Origin of the sequence: Tissierella praeacuta (assembly GCF_040396155.1) — a bacterium.
Lineage (GTDB): Bacteria > Bacillota > Clostridia > Tissierellales > Tissierellaceae > Tissierella > Tissierella praeacuta_A.
Window position 1 is genome coordinate 1 of the sequence record NZ_JBEBOY010000020.1, and the last position, 18,245, is coordinate 18,245.

An 18,245-nucleotide genomic window follows, 5' to 3' on the forward strand; every position below is an offset into this window, starting at 1 on the left:
AATATGCTTAGAAGACTTAATAAAAAGTGCTTCTAAACATATTATACGAGGAGGGGTATTATGAAGAAAATAGTATTATTTTTACTTATACTCACACTAGTTTTTCCTAATATAGTCATGGCAGAGACTCAACTAGATAATAATGATGATGTGGATCTAAGATTGCTTTTAGAAGTATATGGCTACATAAAACAGGAATATCCTCTAGAATATAGTGATAGCCATATTATAGAGGGAGCATTGAAGGGTATGTTAGAATCATTAGATCCACATAGCTCTTATTATAATGTGGAAGAATCTGAGGATCTATTGAAACAACTGACAGGTAGTTTTAGTGGAATAGGGATTTATATAGAAGAAAAAGAAAGCTATATAAATGTACTAGATACTATAAAGGGGCAGCCAGCAGAATTAGCAGGAGTGAAAAAAGACGATTTAATTATTAAAGTAGACAATAAGGATATATCAAATATGCCATTGGATCAAGTATCTAAATTAATTCAAGGGCCAATAGGTACAACTGTTAGATTAAGTATAAAAAGAGGAACAAAGCTTCTGGATATAGATGTAAAAAGGGATGTTGTAAGTACGCCATCAGTGCAATATAAGATAATAGACGGGAAAATAGGATATATAGAGATTTCAGAATTTACGACAGATGTTACTAAAGAAGTAGAAAATGTTCTTAAAGAATTAGATAAAAAAGATATCAAGAAGATAATATTAGATGTAAGGGGTAATCCAGGTGGTTTACTAACAGAAGTAGTAGATATGGCTGATTTATTTATAGAGAAGGGACCAATAGTCCATATAAAACAAAATAATAAACCATTGATAACTCATGTTTCAACCTTGGAGAAACCAAAATATGAAATAGTAGTTTTGGTGAATAAAAAATCAGCTTCTGCATCAGAAATATTGGCAGGAGCAGTTAAAGAAAGAAATGCTGGTAAAGTAGTTGGCACAACTACCTATGGAAAAGGCACAGTTCAATCAATCATAACATTAGATAATGGCAGTATAATTAAGATGACAACAGCAGAATACTTATTACCAAATAAGACTTCGATTAACGGAAAAGGTGTTGAACCAGATATCAAGGTGGAAAACACAGAAAAAGAAGATTTGCAACTCAAAAAGGCAATAGAATTACTAAAATAAGTATCAAAAACGGTGCCTGGCACCGTTTTTGATACTTATGGTTGAACTTAACAAAAAAAGGAAGAAGGGATATAATTTGAAAAAAAAATCTATAAGTCTAATATTAGCCTTTATAATGCTGGCTACACCAATAATTTCTTTTGCAGAGGAAGCTAAGGATAGTATAAAAACAACACTTTCCCTAGAAGAAGCTATAGAAATAGGAATAAAAAATTCCCCAGAGATTAAAATAAATGAAGTGGAAATTGAGATAAAAAAAGTAGAACTAAATGAAGCAAACTATGATGAAAGAAAATATAGAAAAAGTGATATTGGCATAGGAGGAGTAGAGGGATTTCTATTAGACGAGAATATGCTATCAAAAAAAGCAGACTATGCTTTAGAAGAAGAAAAACTAAAAAAGAATTATATAATAGAAGATATAAAATATAATGTTGTAAATGCTTACTATGGAGCATTAAAGGCAAAGGAGCATGTAAAAGTAGTAAATAGCAATTTAGAAAATATCAATAGACATAAGGATATTATAGAGAAAAAACTTGATTTAGGTGTTGCTTCTAAGTCAGACTTTATAATTACAGAAATTGCTCTAAATGAAGCTAAGATAAATGCGGAAAAAGCTAAAGAAGATGAACAAATGGCATTAAGAGCATTGAATATGGTTTTAAACTATCCTTTAGATACAAAATTAAATTTAACTTCTGACTTTAAAGAAGAAAAGTTTTCTGCTAATTTAGATAAGGATATTGAAAGCTCATATGAAAAAAGATTTGAAATGATTCAAATGAAAAATAGTTATGACCTTGTGAAATTAGATTTAAAAACAAATGCCCTAGTATACCCTCCAAATACCTTTGTGTATAAATATAAAGAAGGTAGCATGTTAAGGGTAGAAAATCTACTTAACAATGCTAAACAGAATGCAGAATTTGATATTAGAGGAAAATATGATGCAATAAAGACAGCAGAAAAACAAATAAATTTGGCTAAAGCAAATGTAGAAAAGGCAGAAGAAGGTCTAAGACTTAGGGAAATTTCCTATAATGTAGGTATGGGAACTATATTAGAAGTAAAAGAGGCTATAACTCAGTTATATAATGCAGAATTAGCAGTATCAGATGCTATATCAAATTATAACTTAAGTATAATTGAATATAATAAAGCTGTAAATATAGGATCAGTTAGATAAAAATAATTACAATTTTAAAAAATAAATGCACCTTCAAAAGTTAGATAATAGATTTAACTTTTGAAGGTGCATTTTTTAATTTTAAAAAGATTAATGAATACTTGAATAAATATTCATATAACTATTGACATTTCAAAAATATGGTAATATAATAAAGGCATAATATATGAATGAATGCACATGCGTTCAAGTGATGTATTTTAAAAAGAGGTGATAATATGATTAAAAACCTTAATTCAATTGAAAGATGCGACTGCAATGTAATTCATGAAGATGTTGTGAATAAGGTGAAAGATAAAATGCCTGAAGAAGAAAATCTTTATGATTTGGCAGAATTATTTAAGGTATTTGGAGACTCAACGCGAATTGAGATATTATGGGCTCTAAATGAAGCTGAAATGTGTGTCTGTGACATTGCTGCCTTGTTGAACATGACTCAATCGGCAATTTCTCATCAACTAAGAGTTTTAAGACAGGCTACTCTAGTGAAAAATAGAAAAGAAGGTAAGGTAGTATATTATTCTTTAGATGATGAACACGTAAAACAGATATTTGATCAAGGCTTGATTCATATCAATGAGAAGCGGTAATCATCATAATGAAATATTTTTTTATACTTAATATGAACACATACTAATGTATTCATATTACTGCTCAATGATTTAAGAGAATTTCAAAGTCATACAGTAATAAGAAAAGCTTCTAAGAAAACATTTGACGCAGATTTTCTTGAAACTTAATGAGGTTATAACAATTTATAAAATAATAATATTTAAGGGGGAAGTAATAATGAAAAAGAAATTTGTACTTGAAGGTTTAGATTGTGCACATTGTGCATCAAAAATTGAAACAGCTATTAGTAAGCTTGATGGTGTTAAGGAAGCCAGTGTTAATTTTATGATTAAAAAACTTATTATTGATGGTGAAGATGAAAAGATATCCGAAATTATACAGGAAGCAGAAAGGATTATTAAAGACATGGAACCAGACGTTGTCATGAAAAAAGCGTAAGGAGTTGAGTGAGGATGAAAAGGCGTCTTTGGCGGATAATCATTGGTGCAGTAGTTTTTGTTGCAGCAGTGGCTATTGATTTAAATATTGAATGGTTGCAGATTGCTTTGTTTATAATTAGTTATATCATTGTAGGTAGAGATATAGTTAAAAAAGCTATTAGAAATATTTCTCGAGGTAAGGTTTTTGACGAAAACTTTTTAATGAGTATCGCTACCATTGGCGCATTTTTAATTGGTGAGTATCCTGAAGGTGTTGCGGTTATGTTATTCTATCAAGTAGGTGAGCTATTTCAAAGCTATGCTGTTGATAAGTCGAGAAGATCGATTTCAAATCTTATGGACATTCGACCAGATTATGCAAATTTAAAAAGAGGTGACGACATTATTAAAGTCGACCCTGATGAAGTACAAATTGGGGATATTATTGTAGTTAAGGCTGGAGAAAAGGTTCCTCTGGATGGTAAGATTATTGAGGGAAGTTCAATGCTAGATACTGTAGCCTTAACAGGAGAATCTATTCCTCGTGAAGTAGGAGTGGGAAGTGATATATTAAGTGGGTGTATTAATATAAACGGAGTTCTTACAGTAGAGGTTGATAAGGAGTTTGAAGAATCTACTGTAAGTAAGATTCTTGATTTAGTTGAAAATGCAAGTAGTAAAAAATCAAATTCAGAACAATTTATTACTAAATTTGCTAGATATTATACACCAGTGGTTGTAATTATTGCTGCTATTCTAGCTATTGTACCTCCTCTTATTATAGCAGAAGCCACCTTTAGTGACTGGATATACAGAGCCTTATCATTCCTTGTAGTATCCTGTCCCTGTGCTTTAGTTATTTCAATTCCTCTTAGTTTCTTTGGGGGGATAGGAGGGGCTTCTAGAAAGGGAGTTTTAATTAAAGGCAGTAACTATCTAGAAGCATTAGCGAAAACTGAAATCGTTGTATTTGATAAGACTGGAACATTGACGAAAGGTGTATTTAATGTACAGGAAATCAATCCTGAAGAAGTATCAAAAGAAGAGTTATTAGAATTAACTGCATATGCAGAAGGCTACTCTAATCATCCCATATCTTTGTCATTGAAACATGCTTATGGAAAAGAAATAGACAATAGGCGTATTAAAGATGTAGAAGAGATATCAGGTCATGGTGTTGTTGCAATAGTTGATGGAAAGAAAGTTATGGCTGGAAATACTAAACTCATGAAAAAAATGAAAATTCCTTATTTTGAGGGAGAAGTAATTGGCACAGTAGTTCATGTTGCAATTAATGATCAATATGCAGGTTATATTATAATTGCAGATGAGCTAAAGAAGGATTCAGCCCAAGCAATCAAAGAATTGAAGGGAGCTAATATTAAGAATACCGTTATGCTAACAGGTGATAATAAAAATATTGCTTTAAAGGTTGCTGAAAATGTAGGCATTGATAAAGTTTATGCAGAATTATTACCAGCTGATAAAGTGGGTAAACTAGAAGAACTGTTTTCTCAAAAATCTGATAAGGGGAAACTCGCTTTTGTAGGTGACGGAATTAATGATGCTCCTGTATTGGCTCGTGCAGATATTGGAATAGCAATGGGCGGATTAGGATCTGATGCAGCCATTGAAGCTGCAGATATTGTAATTATGACTGATGAACCGTCAAAGATTTCAACTGCAATGAGAATTTCTAAAAAAACATTAAAAATTGCATATCAGAATATAGCATTTGCAATTGGAATAAAAGTAATAGTTCTTATTCTCAGCGCTTTAGGTATAACTACTATGTGGGCGGCTATATTTGCAGATGTAGGTGTAACTATTATTGCAATATTAAATGCTTTTAGAGCGCTCAATGTACAAAATTTATAATACTATAGCCAAATGTTGTGTAACAAGAATTCTTTATGTTTAATACTGAACGTAAAGAATTTTGTTATATACATAAAATATATTAAGTTTCCAATAATGCTTTACCGCAAATATACTTAACATATTAAATATATCCTAATTAACTATTTACATATTGATATAAATCAGTTATACTAAAATTATTGTTAAAATATATATAGGTGGTGAGGAATTGGAGAGATTGGAAAAGTTATCCGAAAATTATAAGTGGATAGAAAAAATAGCTAGTAAAATAGCTATAGAACTTCTAAAAACTAAGGATATGCTGGAAGAAGTACATGATAGATTTTTCCAAGTATATGATTTATCCAATACAAAGTTTAATGTCTTAGTTATTATTTATAAAGGATGTAAAGAAAAAGAAGAAATGTATATGTCTAAGATAGGAGAGAGGATGCTTCTGTCCAATGCAAATATTACAGGCTTGATTGATAGATTAGAGGAGCAGTCCTTGGTGAAAAGAGTTAGAAGTGTAGAAGATAGAAGAAAAATAGTTATCAAAATAACCAAAGAGGGTATTGTATGTGTAGAAACGATTACGAAGGACTATATTATATGGTCTAAGAGATTGATGGAAATATTGAGTACTGAAGAAAACGATCAATTGATATGCCTACTAAAAACATTTCAGCAAGGGATTATTGAAATGGAAAGATAATATTTTAAACATAATAGAAAGGAGTTAAAAAATGAAAGGAATAAAGAGAATAATAATTTCTGCCCTTATATGTACAATGACTTTAGGGTCTGCTGTGGAAGTTTTTGCAGAAGATGATAAGGTGCTAAAGTTAACAATGGAAGAAGCTGTACTTATGGGTATAGACAATAGTTTAGCATTAGATCAAGTAGAATCAGAGATTAAACTAGCAGATATAACAAAACGAAGTGCTCATTATTCTACAAGAAAATTAAGGCGAGGAGATAAAAGCCTAAGAGATGCACAAAAGGAAATAAATCAGGCAGAGAGACTTTTAAATCAAGGAGTAGTTCCAGGCGATGTATCTTTAGGAAATGGTCAGACAATTAAAGCTGGAACTAAGATAGATAGTTTGCCTACTGAAATTCAAGACAGTATAAAAAATGGAATTAAAAAATCAATTGATGATTCAAGAGATAGGCTTAGTGATGGAAGTCTAAAGATAATCAATGCATTACAAGAAGCAGGAGGCACTATATCATCAACTCTTGATTTTGCAAGTTTAGATGCACTGAATGTTGATTCTACTTCTGATGTGCTAAACACCATGGCAGACATTGGTTTTGAAGTTACTCAAGCATCCTTCGATATATATAAAAATAGTATTGCATTATTGATACAAAAGAACTATTATGATGTACTTCAAGCTAAACAAATGGTAGAAGCAAAAGAGAAGGCAATGGAACGAGGCAGGATTCAGTATGAATTTGCAACTGCCAGCTATAATGAAGGGCTAAAAGCTAAAGATGATATGCTTGTAGCAAGCACATATTATAAATCTACCAAAATACAATATGAAAAAGCTAAAGGAGATTTAGAAAATGCAATAGTAGAATTGAAGAAAAATCTAAATATAGACTTTGATAAGGAACTAGTTTTAACAGATGTACTTGTGGAAAAAACAGAGGATTTTGATTTGGAAAAAGGATTAATTAATGGTATGAAACAAAGGCTGGAAATAAAAAAGGCTTTAGGAGAAGTAGTAGTATATAGTACAAACTTCGATGAAACTAAGAAAAAATATCCATCCAATACATTTCAATACCAAGAGTCTGAGGCATTAAAGGAAAAGTCTGTAATAAATTTCAATCAAGCAAAATTAGAAGTTGAAAGTTCAATACGTCAATCTTACAATAGTGTTAATACAGTAGCTTCCATGCTGTCATCTACTAAAGAGATGATAAAAGAAGCAGAAGGAAACTTAGAGATTGCAACATTAAAATACAAAGAAGGATTTGGAGTACAAACCAGTTTACTAAAGAATTTAAATCTAGAAGACTCAGCTGGAACTATAATAGAAGTTTTAGCTGCGGAAGAAAAACTAGCTGAAATTGAAGAAAATGTTGTGAAAATAACATATGCGTATAACTTAGCACGTATGCAGTATTTAAACAATACTGGAAACTTTATCTACTAAAATATCTTATATAATTTATATAACTGGAGGGGGAAAACATGAAATCACGCAAAACAAGTTTGTTAATACTATTAGTGATTTTAACAACCATGCTTTATGGTTGTAAAGAGAAAGATGTAGAAGTAGTGGCAGAGCCATTAAAACCTGTTCAAATACTGGAAGTAAAGACACAGGATTATTCTGATGATGTGGAAATCAGTGGTAATGTAAAGCCGGCACAATTAATTAAACAAGGCTTTAAGGTTGCAGGAGTTGTGGGAAATGTTCATGTAAAAGAAGGGGACCGTATATCAGAAGGCCAAGCACTTATGAGTTTAAATTCTCATGACTATGAACTAGGGGTAATAGCAGCTCAAGCTCAATATGATTCTTTAAATATGCAGCTTAGTTCTAAGATAGATTCTTCTATAAATCAAGCTAAGGCAAATTTGGATTTTATAAATACTCAATTAGATAGAGTAAGAAGATTACATGAAAAAGGAGCTGTAGCTACAAAAACAGTAGAAGAATTAGAAGTATCATTAGTAGTTGCAGAGAATAAATATCAGGAAGCCTTAGATGCAAAAGAAACTGCAGAGGCACAGCTTGCCCAAGCAGGTGCTGCCCTTGAGTTAGCCCAGTCCCAATTAAGTGATACTGTAATTCATAGTCCAATAAATGGAACAGTGGTGAAACAAATTTTTGAAGTAGGAGAAACTATAGCACCGGGATATCCAGCTTTTGTATTAGGACGATTAGATACATTGGAAGTAGAGATAGGTGTACCTGATAATTTAATAGATTATATAAAAATAGGTAAAAAAGTAAATCTGTTTGTCTATGGTGTAGATAAGGAAATGGAAGGAGTAATATCAAATATAGATACTACAGCGGATTTGGAAACGAGAACCTTTGGAGTAAAAATAGATATAGATAATAAAGATGGAGATATAAAACCTGGAATGATAGCTAATGTAATTTTAAATATGGATAAAGTAACTACAATAATGATGCCTATAGATGCAGTAGTAGATGATGCCAACAAATCTACAATATTTGTATATGACGAAAATACTAAAACTGTAACTAAGAGAGAAGTTGAAGTTGGAGCAGTATTCGGGGATAATATACAAATTGTAGAAGGACTAAAGGATGGTGAATTGGTAGTTGTACATGGACAATTCGGTCTTTTAGAAGGAGAAGAAGTAAACGCTAGGAGAGTTGAAGAAAATGACTAAATGGTGTATAGAGCATAGAAGCATTATAGCTATATTAGCAATTTTTACAATTTTATCAGGAGTATATGTATATATCCAAATGGAGAGACAGGAAAATCCAGATGTTGTATCTCCAGGTGCAAAAATACAGGCTATTTATCCAGGTGCTACTCCAGAGGATGTAGAAAGATTAGTTATAAAGCCATTGGAGGATAAAATAAATGAAGTTCCAAATATAAAACTTATGACTAGTTATTCTTTGGATAATGTAGGGGTTATAGTAGTTAGATTAGTGGATTTAACGGATGAGGAAATAACAGAAACATGGAATAAATTAAAGGATAAAGTAGATGAGGTAGAGTTACCAGAAGGTGTCTACGATCCAGAAGTAGATACTGAATTAGTAGATACCTATGGTATGCTGTTTACCATAAGTGGTGAAAAATATAAATATAAAGATTTAAAACTTGCAGCAGATGAATTGCAGGAAAGAATAGAGAAAATAGACGGAGTATCCAGGGTTGAAATAGATGGACATATAAAAAATGAAATACACATTGATTTAGATTTATTGAAGATGAGGAACTTTAAGATATCAATGACTACCATAGGTACAGTTCTAAAGGCTAGGAATATAAATATTCCGGGCGGCAGTCTTAAACTCCAAAAGTCTAATATACCTATTACAACTACAGGTGAATATAATGACATAAATGACATAAAAAATACAATAGTTGGAATGTCAGAGGCAGGTAATATCATATACTTAAAAGACATAGCTAATATAACGGAGCAAGAAGGAGAAAGAAATATTTATGTTAGTGCCAACGGAGAGAAGGCTCTTCTATTAACATTAAAATATTCTGAAGGAGAGAATATAGTTAAAATAGGGGAGAAAATAAGACAATCACTAAAGGAATATGAAAAAACACTTCCAAGTGGAATGCATTTAAATATAATAACGGATCAATCAGAATATGTAAATGATGCTATAAAGGATTTTGAAGAAAACCTAATATCAGCTATAGTATTGGTAGTTGTTGTAGTCCTTATAACCATGGGGCCAAGGTCGGCTTTAGTAGTATCATCTTCTATACCTATAACAGTTATGGCAACCTTTGTATTTATGAAATTCTTTGGCATCATACTTCACCAAGTATCCATTGCTTCATTAATAGTTTGTCTTGGGCTGTTAGTATCCAATGCAATAGTTGCCAATGATAATATGGATTTACATCTATCTCAAGGTAAGGAAAGAAAGCTTGCAGTTACAGAAGGAGTAAAGGAAGTAAGAATAGCAATCCTTACATCTACATTAACAACAGTTGCATCCTTCTTGCCACTGGCAATGATGAAAGGTGTTGCAGGAAAATTCGTCAAGGACTTACCTGTAATGGTTACAATAGCTTTGATGTGTTCATATTTAATATCATTAACAATAGTTCCAGCCATGGGATATACTTTCTTAAAGGAGAAGAAAGAAGAAACTTCAACAAAGAAAAGGCATATATTGACTAATAAACTTGGAGAAGCTTTTCTAAAATTTTATGAAATCTTCTTAGACCAAGCACTGGGAAAACCAAAGACCACTATATTAATTGCAGTTGGTGCATTGGCTTTAACTAGTTTACTTATACCAACTCTTGGACTTCAACTATTCCCATTTGTGGAAAGGGATCAATATGTAATTGACGTTACTCTTGCAGAAGGAACTACAGTGGAAAGAACCCATGAGGTTATACATGATATAGAATCATTACTTCAAGAAGAGGATTCTATAACTAATTTCCTTTCTAAAGTAGGAGATGGTATTCCTAAGTTCTATCCTTCATTCTTTGGAAATCAAATCGCAAGTAATAAGGGACAGTTTGTAGTAAATGGGGAAATAGCACAGATAGAAAATATTCAACGTAAACTAAATGAAAATATACCGGGAGCGAGAATTGAAGTAAAGCAGCTTGAGAATGCAATTCCAGTAGAATTACCTGTACAAGTTAGAGTATCAGGAAAAGATGTAGATGTATTAAAGGATATATCTACTCAAATAAAAGAAATATTATACACAGTAGAAGAAGGACAGCACGTTCAAGATGATTATGGTTCAAAAACACTTAAGATGACCATAGACGTAAATCAAGATAAGGCTAGTATGGTTGGACTTACTAACTATGATATATCTTCTACAGTAAGAATGGCAGTAAATGGAATAGAAATGACAAAGCTAAGACCAGATAATTCTGATGATGACGTACCAGTTATGCTGAGAATACCTTCTGAACAAAGAAGAAATGCAGATATGTTAAACAATATATTTATAACATCACGAATAACAGACAAGAATGTACCTATTAATCAAGTAGCAGATATAAAATCTGAATTTAATTTAAATAGAATAATAAGAAGAAACAGAGATCGTACTATAACAGTAGGTCTTCATCCAAAGGCAGGACATAGTGCAGCGGAAGTTCTAGATATAGTAGAAGAAAGAATGGAAGGATTTGAAGTACCAGAGGGATATACCTATGAATTTGGTGGGGAAAATGAAGATAGGGTAGAAGCCTTTGAATCTCTTATAGCACCTTCTATATTGGCTATAGTATTAGTTTACTTAATATTAATGTTCCAGTTCTTTGATTTGAGACAGCCACTTATAATCATGGGGACTATACCATTATCATTTATAGGGGTTATACTGGGGTTAAAGATAACAGGATATCCTCTAGGATTTATGGCATTAAACGGAGTAGTTAGTTTGATGGGTGTTGTAGTTAACAATGGTATCGTTCTTTTAGATTATATAAATATCTTAAAGAGAACAGGACTTGAAACATTAGAAGCAGTAAAGACTGCTTCTCTTGCTAGACTAAGACCTATTACAATAGGTATGGTTACAACAGTTATAGGATTAGTTCCTATGGGAATAAGGGGAGGAAGCCTTTGGGCACCATTAGCATATACCATAATATTTGGCCTTATGGTATCATCTGTACTGACAGTACTTGTAATACCAGCAGCCTTTATGATATTTGCAAGTAAGAAGGAAAATAAGAAACCTATAGAAGCACAATAAAGAAATTAAAATGTAACATAACTGTAATGGTATTTTGGAGAAAGACCATATATAATGTAATATAAAGAAGTTAAGACTCTGAATTATTACAATATTACAGTTATGTTACAACTTCTTATAATCATTGACCTTCAGAAAGGTTGATGCTATAATAATTAATATGATGTGGGGTAAGGGAAAACTTTGCAGTTAAACCAAGCCTTTACAAGTTTGGTGGATTTTGTGAAGAGTTTGCCATCAAGCTAAGAACAAAACTACTTCAAAAAAAGTAAATAAAAAAAAGGAGGAAATACAGCATGAATAAGATGAAAAGAATTTTTTCATTTTTACTAGTATTTGCTATGATACTAGGAAGCTTTGCATCTGTATTCACACCTGCTTATGCAGCAGATGTTGAAACAGCAGATAAAGCATTAAAGGAAGTTCCAAAAGACGTAGCTGGAACTGAATATGAAAAAGCAATATCAAGATTAGTTGCTTTTGGTATTATAGGAGGATATCCAGATGGAACCTTCAGACCAGAAAATGATGTTACAAGAGCAGAATTTGCTAAAATATTAGTTGAGGCTCTAGGATTAGGTTCAGCAGCAAATGCAGCTGTTGGTAGAACTAATTTCTCAGACGTTCCAGCAAGTCATTGGGCAGCAGGATATATCAATGTTGCTTCAGGACAAGGATTACTAAAAGGATATCCAAATGGATCATTCCAACCAAGTAAACAAGTATCACATGCAGAAGCATTAACTATGCTAGTTAGAGCATTAGGATATCAAGATAGTTTCCTAGGAATAGGTACACCAGGTGTAAACTGGGCAGAAGCTTATACAGCTAAAGCGGCTCAATTAGGTATCTCTACAGGAGTTAAATTTACACCAAATGCAGCATCAAAAAGAGGTACAGTTGGTATATTAATCAACAATACATTAGATTGTAAAGTTATAAAACAAGTTAAATATGGTAGTGCTTTCGAATGGGAAGAGCAAATGATTACTCTACTTGAAGAAAGACTAAAAATCAATAAACTAGATGAAGTAGTTGTAGTAGCTACTCCAAAAGTAGAAAAAATTGAAAAAGACCAAATAAGAGTAGAGTTTGAAAAAGACGTATACTACACAGATGCTATAAGAAAAGCAGACAAAGAAAAAAGATATGAAAAAGGCGATGACGAAACATTCGATATCGACGAAAGAGCAGTAGATGTAGAGGCAATAGGCGAAAAGTTAGGTGAATCATTAAATGTCTATATTAATGATAAAGATGAAATCGTTTACTTCGAATTAAGCGACAGACCATTTAAAGTATTCTATGATACTATTGATGGAACAGAATATGAAACATATGAAGACTACGAAATACTATTAGTAAACGAAGATAAAGCATATGATATTCAACATGGTGCAAAAGATGTTAACGATGCAGTTTTCTATATTGATAATACTTCAATTAAGAATTTCAAAGATTTCCATGAAACTGCATACAAGACAAGTGATAATAGCAAGCACTTATTTGCTAAAGTAGTATTAAATAGAAGAGGGAACGTTAAATTAATTGATGCTCATCAATGGGAAGGAAACCCAGGAGTAGTTCGTAAAGCAGATAAAGATGAAATCGTTTACTTCGACAATGACGAAGATGACGAAAAGAAAATTAAAGCAAAAGATTATGACAAAGTTCAAATCTTCGATAACAAAGGTCAATCAATGAAGATGGAAGACATCAAGAAAGATGATGTTGTTTATCTAAATGACAAATTCAATACAGGTTCAAAAGATGGAGATGCCTTAGAAGAAGCATCATCCAAAGACGAAGTTGCTTATGTATTAGTTGTAAGAAACAAACTTGAAGGTAAACTTGAGTCTTACAGAGAAGGTAAGAACGATAATGTAATAGACGTTGAACTTGATGGTAAGAAATATGATGTAACAAGTGGCAGAATAACAACAGTTTCTATTGATAGTGATGCAACTATTGAAATGGTTGATATGGCTAAAGATAAATTAGATGATTTATCAGCAGATAAAGCAGCAGTTACATTATTAATGGATGCTTCAGGTGACGTAAGACATATTAGAGGCGGAATCGAATCAGCTTCAGGTACTCTATATGGTGTTGTTACAGGTGTAGATAGAAAATATGGTGACATCTATGTTAAGTTATTAAACTACGAAGAAAAAACAGTAGAATATGAATTAGACTTAGATGACAACAAAGCATTCGGTTACAAAGGTAGAACTCATAAGACTCTAGCAGCAAATGATAATAAAGCTGATGGAAACGGAGTAGACGTAAGTAAAGGAGATATCGTAAGATACAAAGTTAACAGTAAAGGCGATATCAAAGAAATCGAATTAATTGCTTACTATAACGGATCAGACTTCAAGAAAGCAGAAGGCGAAGCAAGTAAGGATATGAGCATAGTATTAGCAAATGCTGACCAATCTTATGATATAGCTAAGAAAGGTATCAGATTAGAAAAAGATAGTAGCTATACTATGGTAAAAGATGACGTAGCAGTATTTAACTACTCACCAGCATTTGGTAAAGATGGTAAAACATTAGAAGATGCTGCAGATGTAGAATATGCAAAATGGACTGACATAGTTGACAAGAGCATAAAGAAAGAAACTCCAGTAGTAATAGCAAAAGATACTAGAAGAGATGCAGCAGAATTAGTAGTATTCTTAAAGAACTTCGAAGAAATCGGTGACGATTCATTCGTTGGATATGTAACTTCTATGAGAAAGAATGATGGAGACGGATTCGCAGATATCGTTTATGCTGGAAGCGACAAAGAAGTTAGAGTTGAATTAAGCAACAGCAGCGATTACGAAAAAGAAGGCGGATTTGAAAGAAGAAATATAGCTCTATTCGTTGAGAAATCAAATGGTAAAGTAGAAGCTAACTTCAAACATAAAGATTTACAATCAGTATCAGGTAAAGTAGATAAGATAGCAGGTAAATATATAACTCTTATCGATAGAGAAGATAGTAAAGATGCTAAGACAACTGTAGTAAGAGTAGATAATGAATCTGTATTCTACAGAAAAGGTACTAAATTAACTCTAAGTGATATCAACGAAGGCGATTACATCAGAGCAGGTATTAAAGAAGGTATCGCAGGTGTAGTTAAGAAATATGATATCAACGAAAAAGACGTTAAAGCAGGTACAGATACTGAAGTTAAATTATTCTTCAGAGACTTCAAGTTTGACAGTGGTAAGAACTGGTCAACAGATGGTGGAACAAAACCAACAGATGATAAAGGTAAAGTAACTTATATCAACATTGCTGAAAACTTAATAGAAGTAGATGGAAAAGTAGTAGAACTTCATAAGACAGTTAAACTTGTTGACAAAAACGGAACTGTTGCTATAGGTAAAGATGCAGTAGTTAAAGCTTTAAAGAAGGGTGACAAAGTAGAAGTTACTTTCGATAAAGAAGGATTAGCTACAGAAATCAAATTAGAAGAAGTTAAAGATCCAGTAGATCCAGTGGACCCAGTAGATCCAGTAGATCCAGAAAAAGTTACAGCTGAAGCTGTTGTTAGATCAATAGCAGGAAGAACAGCAGTTAAAATTACTTTAAGCAATGCTGAAAAAGTATCAGAAGTAAAAGCTGTAGAAGTTAATGGTGAAAAAGTAGATGGAGATAAACTTCAAGTTAAAGATGATATAAGATTTGCACTTGATCATGTAAATGAAATTGAAAAAGTAATAGTTGAATTAAAGGATGGAAGTACTATATCCGCAACTATCACTAAGTAAGATTTAAAGAATTAAGTAAATAAATAATTAGACATTTATCTCCATTCGGAGATAAATGTCTAATTATAAAACAATATGAGCGAAGATAAAATAGAATAAAGGGGGCAAAAGAATGAAACCTGTGAAACGAATAACCTCATTGGTTTTAGCATCATCAATAGTATTAAGTTCTGCATCTGCGCTTGCAGCTGATTTCGATTTAAAAGTTAAAGAAACGGGTACACAAAAAGAGTTTCTAGAATGGATATTTGATGATGAAATATTTTTAGATGTGGCTTTAGGAGAAGAAGGTAAATATTTAATCGAATATGATAACAAGTTTTACAAAGCAGAAGAAGTTGTTAAATCATCAACAGAAAATCCAAATGCGGGATTAGGAGAATTAGTTAAGGATTTAGCACCAGTAGAAGAAACAGAGGAAGAATTAAAAGTTGTAAAGGTAAGTGCTATTAGTAAAACAGTTGATAAAAATGGAACTTTAGAATTTGCTATAAATGGAAAATCAGAAGCAGCTAAATTACAAGATGTTATTGATGCTGGATATGAAGTTAAATTTATTGCAAGTGCTAAAGTATTTGGCAATTTATCAGAATCAATAGATGATGCAAAAGTTAACATTACAGGAGATGTAAAGAAGTTTGAATATCAAGTAGTAGTGTCTAAGGAAGGCAAAGAAGTTGCTAAATCCGAAAGAGTTTCTGTAGATGTACAAGAATATGCAAAAACAGTTACTTCAATAGAATCTATAAAAGTAGTTGCGGGAGGAGTAGAACTTGCAACTGGCACAATTGGATTAGGAACAGGTGCTAAATTCGAAATAAAAGGCAAAACTAAAGATATGAAAGCTGAAGATGAAGCTGTTAAATTAATCAATAGTATATTTGAATTTAAATCAAATAGACCAGGAGTTATATCAGTTGATGCTGATGGAAACTTAACAGCTAATGCTAAAGGCGAAGCTACAATAACAGTTAAATCTGGAGATTTTACAAAAGATGTAAAATTAAATGTTGGTGAAGCTGGACAAATAAGTGCAGAAAAGTCAACAGTAAGCACAAAAGCATTAGAGATATCCTCAGGAAAAGCTGCTAAATTTACAGTAGTATTAAAAGATCAAAATGGAAATCCTGTAACAGGAGTAGAAGATTCATTTGTTTTTGCTAATGAGACTGTTATAGCTAGTAAAACAGTTACAGAAGATGATGAAGTAAAAGGAACTTATGAAGTTGAAGTAACAGCAGCAGCTAAAGCAGCTAGTGCAGATGTTGAGTTAAAAGTAGATAATGTAGAAATAGCTAAAATTCGTGTATCAGTAAAAGAGCCAGGAGATATAGTTAACTATGAGCTTGAATTAACTGAGAAGAAACTAGATATAAAAGGTGTATCTAATGTAGCTGGAAACTTTAAGCTAAAAGGTTTAGATAAAAATGGTCTTGTTAAAGAAGAAGATTTAATTAAGGCTGATGAGTATGTTTTAGAAGTAGAAGGAGATAATAAGCAAAATGCAGTAGTAGCTAATAATAAAATAACTTTTGATAAAGCTGGAAGTTATGCAGTAGTAGCTAAAAAAGTAAATGGTTCATTTAAAGATGAAGTTGATAGAATGACAGTGGAAGTTATAGATACTACACCTTCTATTGAAAGTGCTAAGTTTACTACTGTTAAAAAAGTAGAAAAAGAAGAAGCTATTAAATTAGAAGATATCTTAACTATAGACGCAAAAGGTCCAGAAGGAAAAGTTGAAACAGAATTTGTGTTAAATAATGAAGATATTGTTGAAATAAAAGAAAAAACTTCTGATGGTACACCAAGTGTTGTAATAGGTAAAGTTAAATTAATCGCTGATAAAGGCGTAACTGCTGCATTTGATGATAAAGAAATTAGAATTACTGCAGGAGAAGGTAAGGTAAACTTAACTGTTGTAAATCATAATGATGATTTTATAGCAGATACAAACATTGAAGTTAAAATAGCTCAATAATAAAAGTGCGAAACGTTACTCAATAAGTTAATAAAACGAAATGAGTGGGGATAAACAGATCCCTAACTCCTTTACTAAATAGTTAGGTGAAAATCCTATCTAGGAAAACAGCTTTTAAGTCCTATGCCTAATCCTCCTGCATGTCTAGTAGAGCTGCTACTTTACAGATGTGAAGCCAGGTGAAGACGTAATAGGTGAAACTCCTGTGCGGGGCTCCTTAAAAGACTGCTATGGTCAAGATATCCTAATCCATGTAAAGGCGTTATAGAATTAGTTCATGCTGTTAAAATAAATACCAATACCTTGAGCTTGGCATGAACCAGTAGGAATGAGATATCCTGCTGAATTAGGAATAATTTAAGCTGTTAAACCTGATTTGTCTATATCGTTAGTGGAGATCTAAGGCAGTCAAAAGTAGGGATAAGTAAAGGGGAACGTTTGATGCTGTATAAGAGGAAGATTAGCAGATTTAATGATACTTATACAGGCTCAGCGGGTTCATAGTAGTGTAGATGGCTTGCCGATTGTATCTTTATGGTAACATAAAGAGAGGGTAAAACAAGTCGTAGCGAAGGAACCTAGTCGGTAATATATATGTGTAAAATTGGAATGAAATATATTTGAATGTATACCCCCATATACATTCGTTATGAAATTAAATTTAAATGATAATATAGTTAAGTAATATTATCTATAAGATAAAGGCTTCAGATGATGAAGGGAAACCATAAGTCACTGAAGTCTTTTTTTATTTTTTGAAATTATTATAGAAGATATCCATCGGTCAATTATAAGGTTTAGTATAAGTATAACATATAGTACTATTGATATATATAGATGAATTTAATTTAACACTAAAGT

General features: G+C 32.1%; 11 protein-coding genes. All 11 read left to right on the forward strand.

The genetic code is table 11. The features are described from left to right. Positions 1-60: 60 nt before the first annotated feature. Complete coding sequence (locus ABWP20_RS10730; protein WP_353095799.1) at positions 61-1,161, forward strand: S41 family peptidase; 1,101 nt, start codon at positions 61-63, stop codon at positions 1,159-1,161. Between the two features lie 76 nt (positions 1,162-1,237). Further along, on the forward strand, positions 1,238-2,350 hold the full coding sequence (locus tag ABWP20_RS10735) for a TolC family protein (protein WP_353095800.1): 1,113 nt from the start codon (positions 1,238-1,240) through the stop codon (positions 2,348-2,350). Positions 2,351-2,568: 218 nt separating this feature from the next. Further along, complete coding sequence (locus tag ABWP20_RS10740) at positions 2,569-2,940, forward strand: ArsR/SmtB family transcription factor (RefSeq protein ID WP_353095801.1); 372 nt, start codon at positions 2,569-2,571, stop codon at positions 2,938-2,940. A 199-nt stretch (positions 2,941-3,139) separates the two neighbouring features. Beyond that, positions 3,140-3,361 (forward strand): cation transporter, encoded by a 222-nt coding sequence (locus ABWP20_RS10745; RefSeq protein WP_353095802.1) that lies wholly within the window; start codon positions 3,140-3,142, stop codon positions 3,359-3,361. 14 nt (positions 3,362-3,375) lie between these two features. Beyond that, positions 3,376-5,220: a heavy metal translocating P-type ATPase gene (locus ABWP20_RS10750; protein WP_353095803.1), complete on the forward strand. Its 1,845-nt coding sequence runs from the start codon at positions 3,376-3,378 to the stop codon at positions 5,218-5,220. A gap of 211 nt (positions 5,221-5,431) precedes the next feature. Then, the gene (locus ABWP20_RS10755; RefSeq protein ID WP_353095804.1) at positions 5,432-5,917 is read left to right on the forward strand and encodes a MarR family winged helix-turn-helix transcriptional regulator; all 486 of its coding nucleotides are present in this window, start codon (positions 5,432-5,434) and stop codon (positions 5,915-5,917) included. A gap of 31 nt (positions 5,918-5,948) precedes the next feature. Then, on the forward strand, positions 5,949-7,373 hold the full coding sequence (locus tag ABWP20_RS10760; RefSeq protein ID WP_353095805.1) for a TolC family protein: 1,425 nt from the start codon (positions 5,949-5,951) through the stop codon (positions 7,371-7,373). 38 nt (positions 7,374-7,411) lie between these two features. Next, the gene (locus tag ABWP20_RS10765; protein ID WP_353095806.1) at positions 7,412-8,590 is read left to right on the forward strand and encodes an efflux RND transporter periplasmic adaptor subunit; all 1,179 of its coding nucleotides are present in this window, start codon (positions 7,412-7,414) and stop codon (positions 8,588-8,590) included. Then, positions 8,583-11,639 (forward strand): efflux RND transporter permease subunit, encoded by a 3,057-nt coding sequence (locus tag ABWP20_RS10770; RefSeq protein WP_353095807.1) that lies wholly within the window; start codon positions 8,583-8,585, stop codon positions 11,637-11,639. The genes ABWP20_RS10765 and ABWP20_RS10770 overlap by 8 nt, the downstream gene beginning before the upstream one ends. Positions 11,640-11,935: 296 nt before the next feature. Further along, positions 11,936-15,403 carry an S-layer homology domain-containing protein gene (locus tag ABWP20_RS10775; RefSeq protein WP_353095808.1) on the forward strand — a complete coding sequence of 1,156 codons (3,468 nt, stop codon included), beginning with the start codon at positions 11,936-11,938 and terminating at the stop codon, positions 15,401-15,403. Positions 15,404-15,515: 112 nt separating this feature from the next. Further along, complete coding sequence (locus tag ABWP20_RS10780; protein ID WP_353095809.1) at positions 15,516-17,384, forward strand: invasin domain 3-containing protein; 1,869 nt, start codon at positions 15,516-15,518, stop codon at positions 17,382-17,384. Positions 17,385-18,245 lie beyond the last annotated feature (861 nt).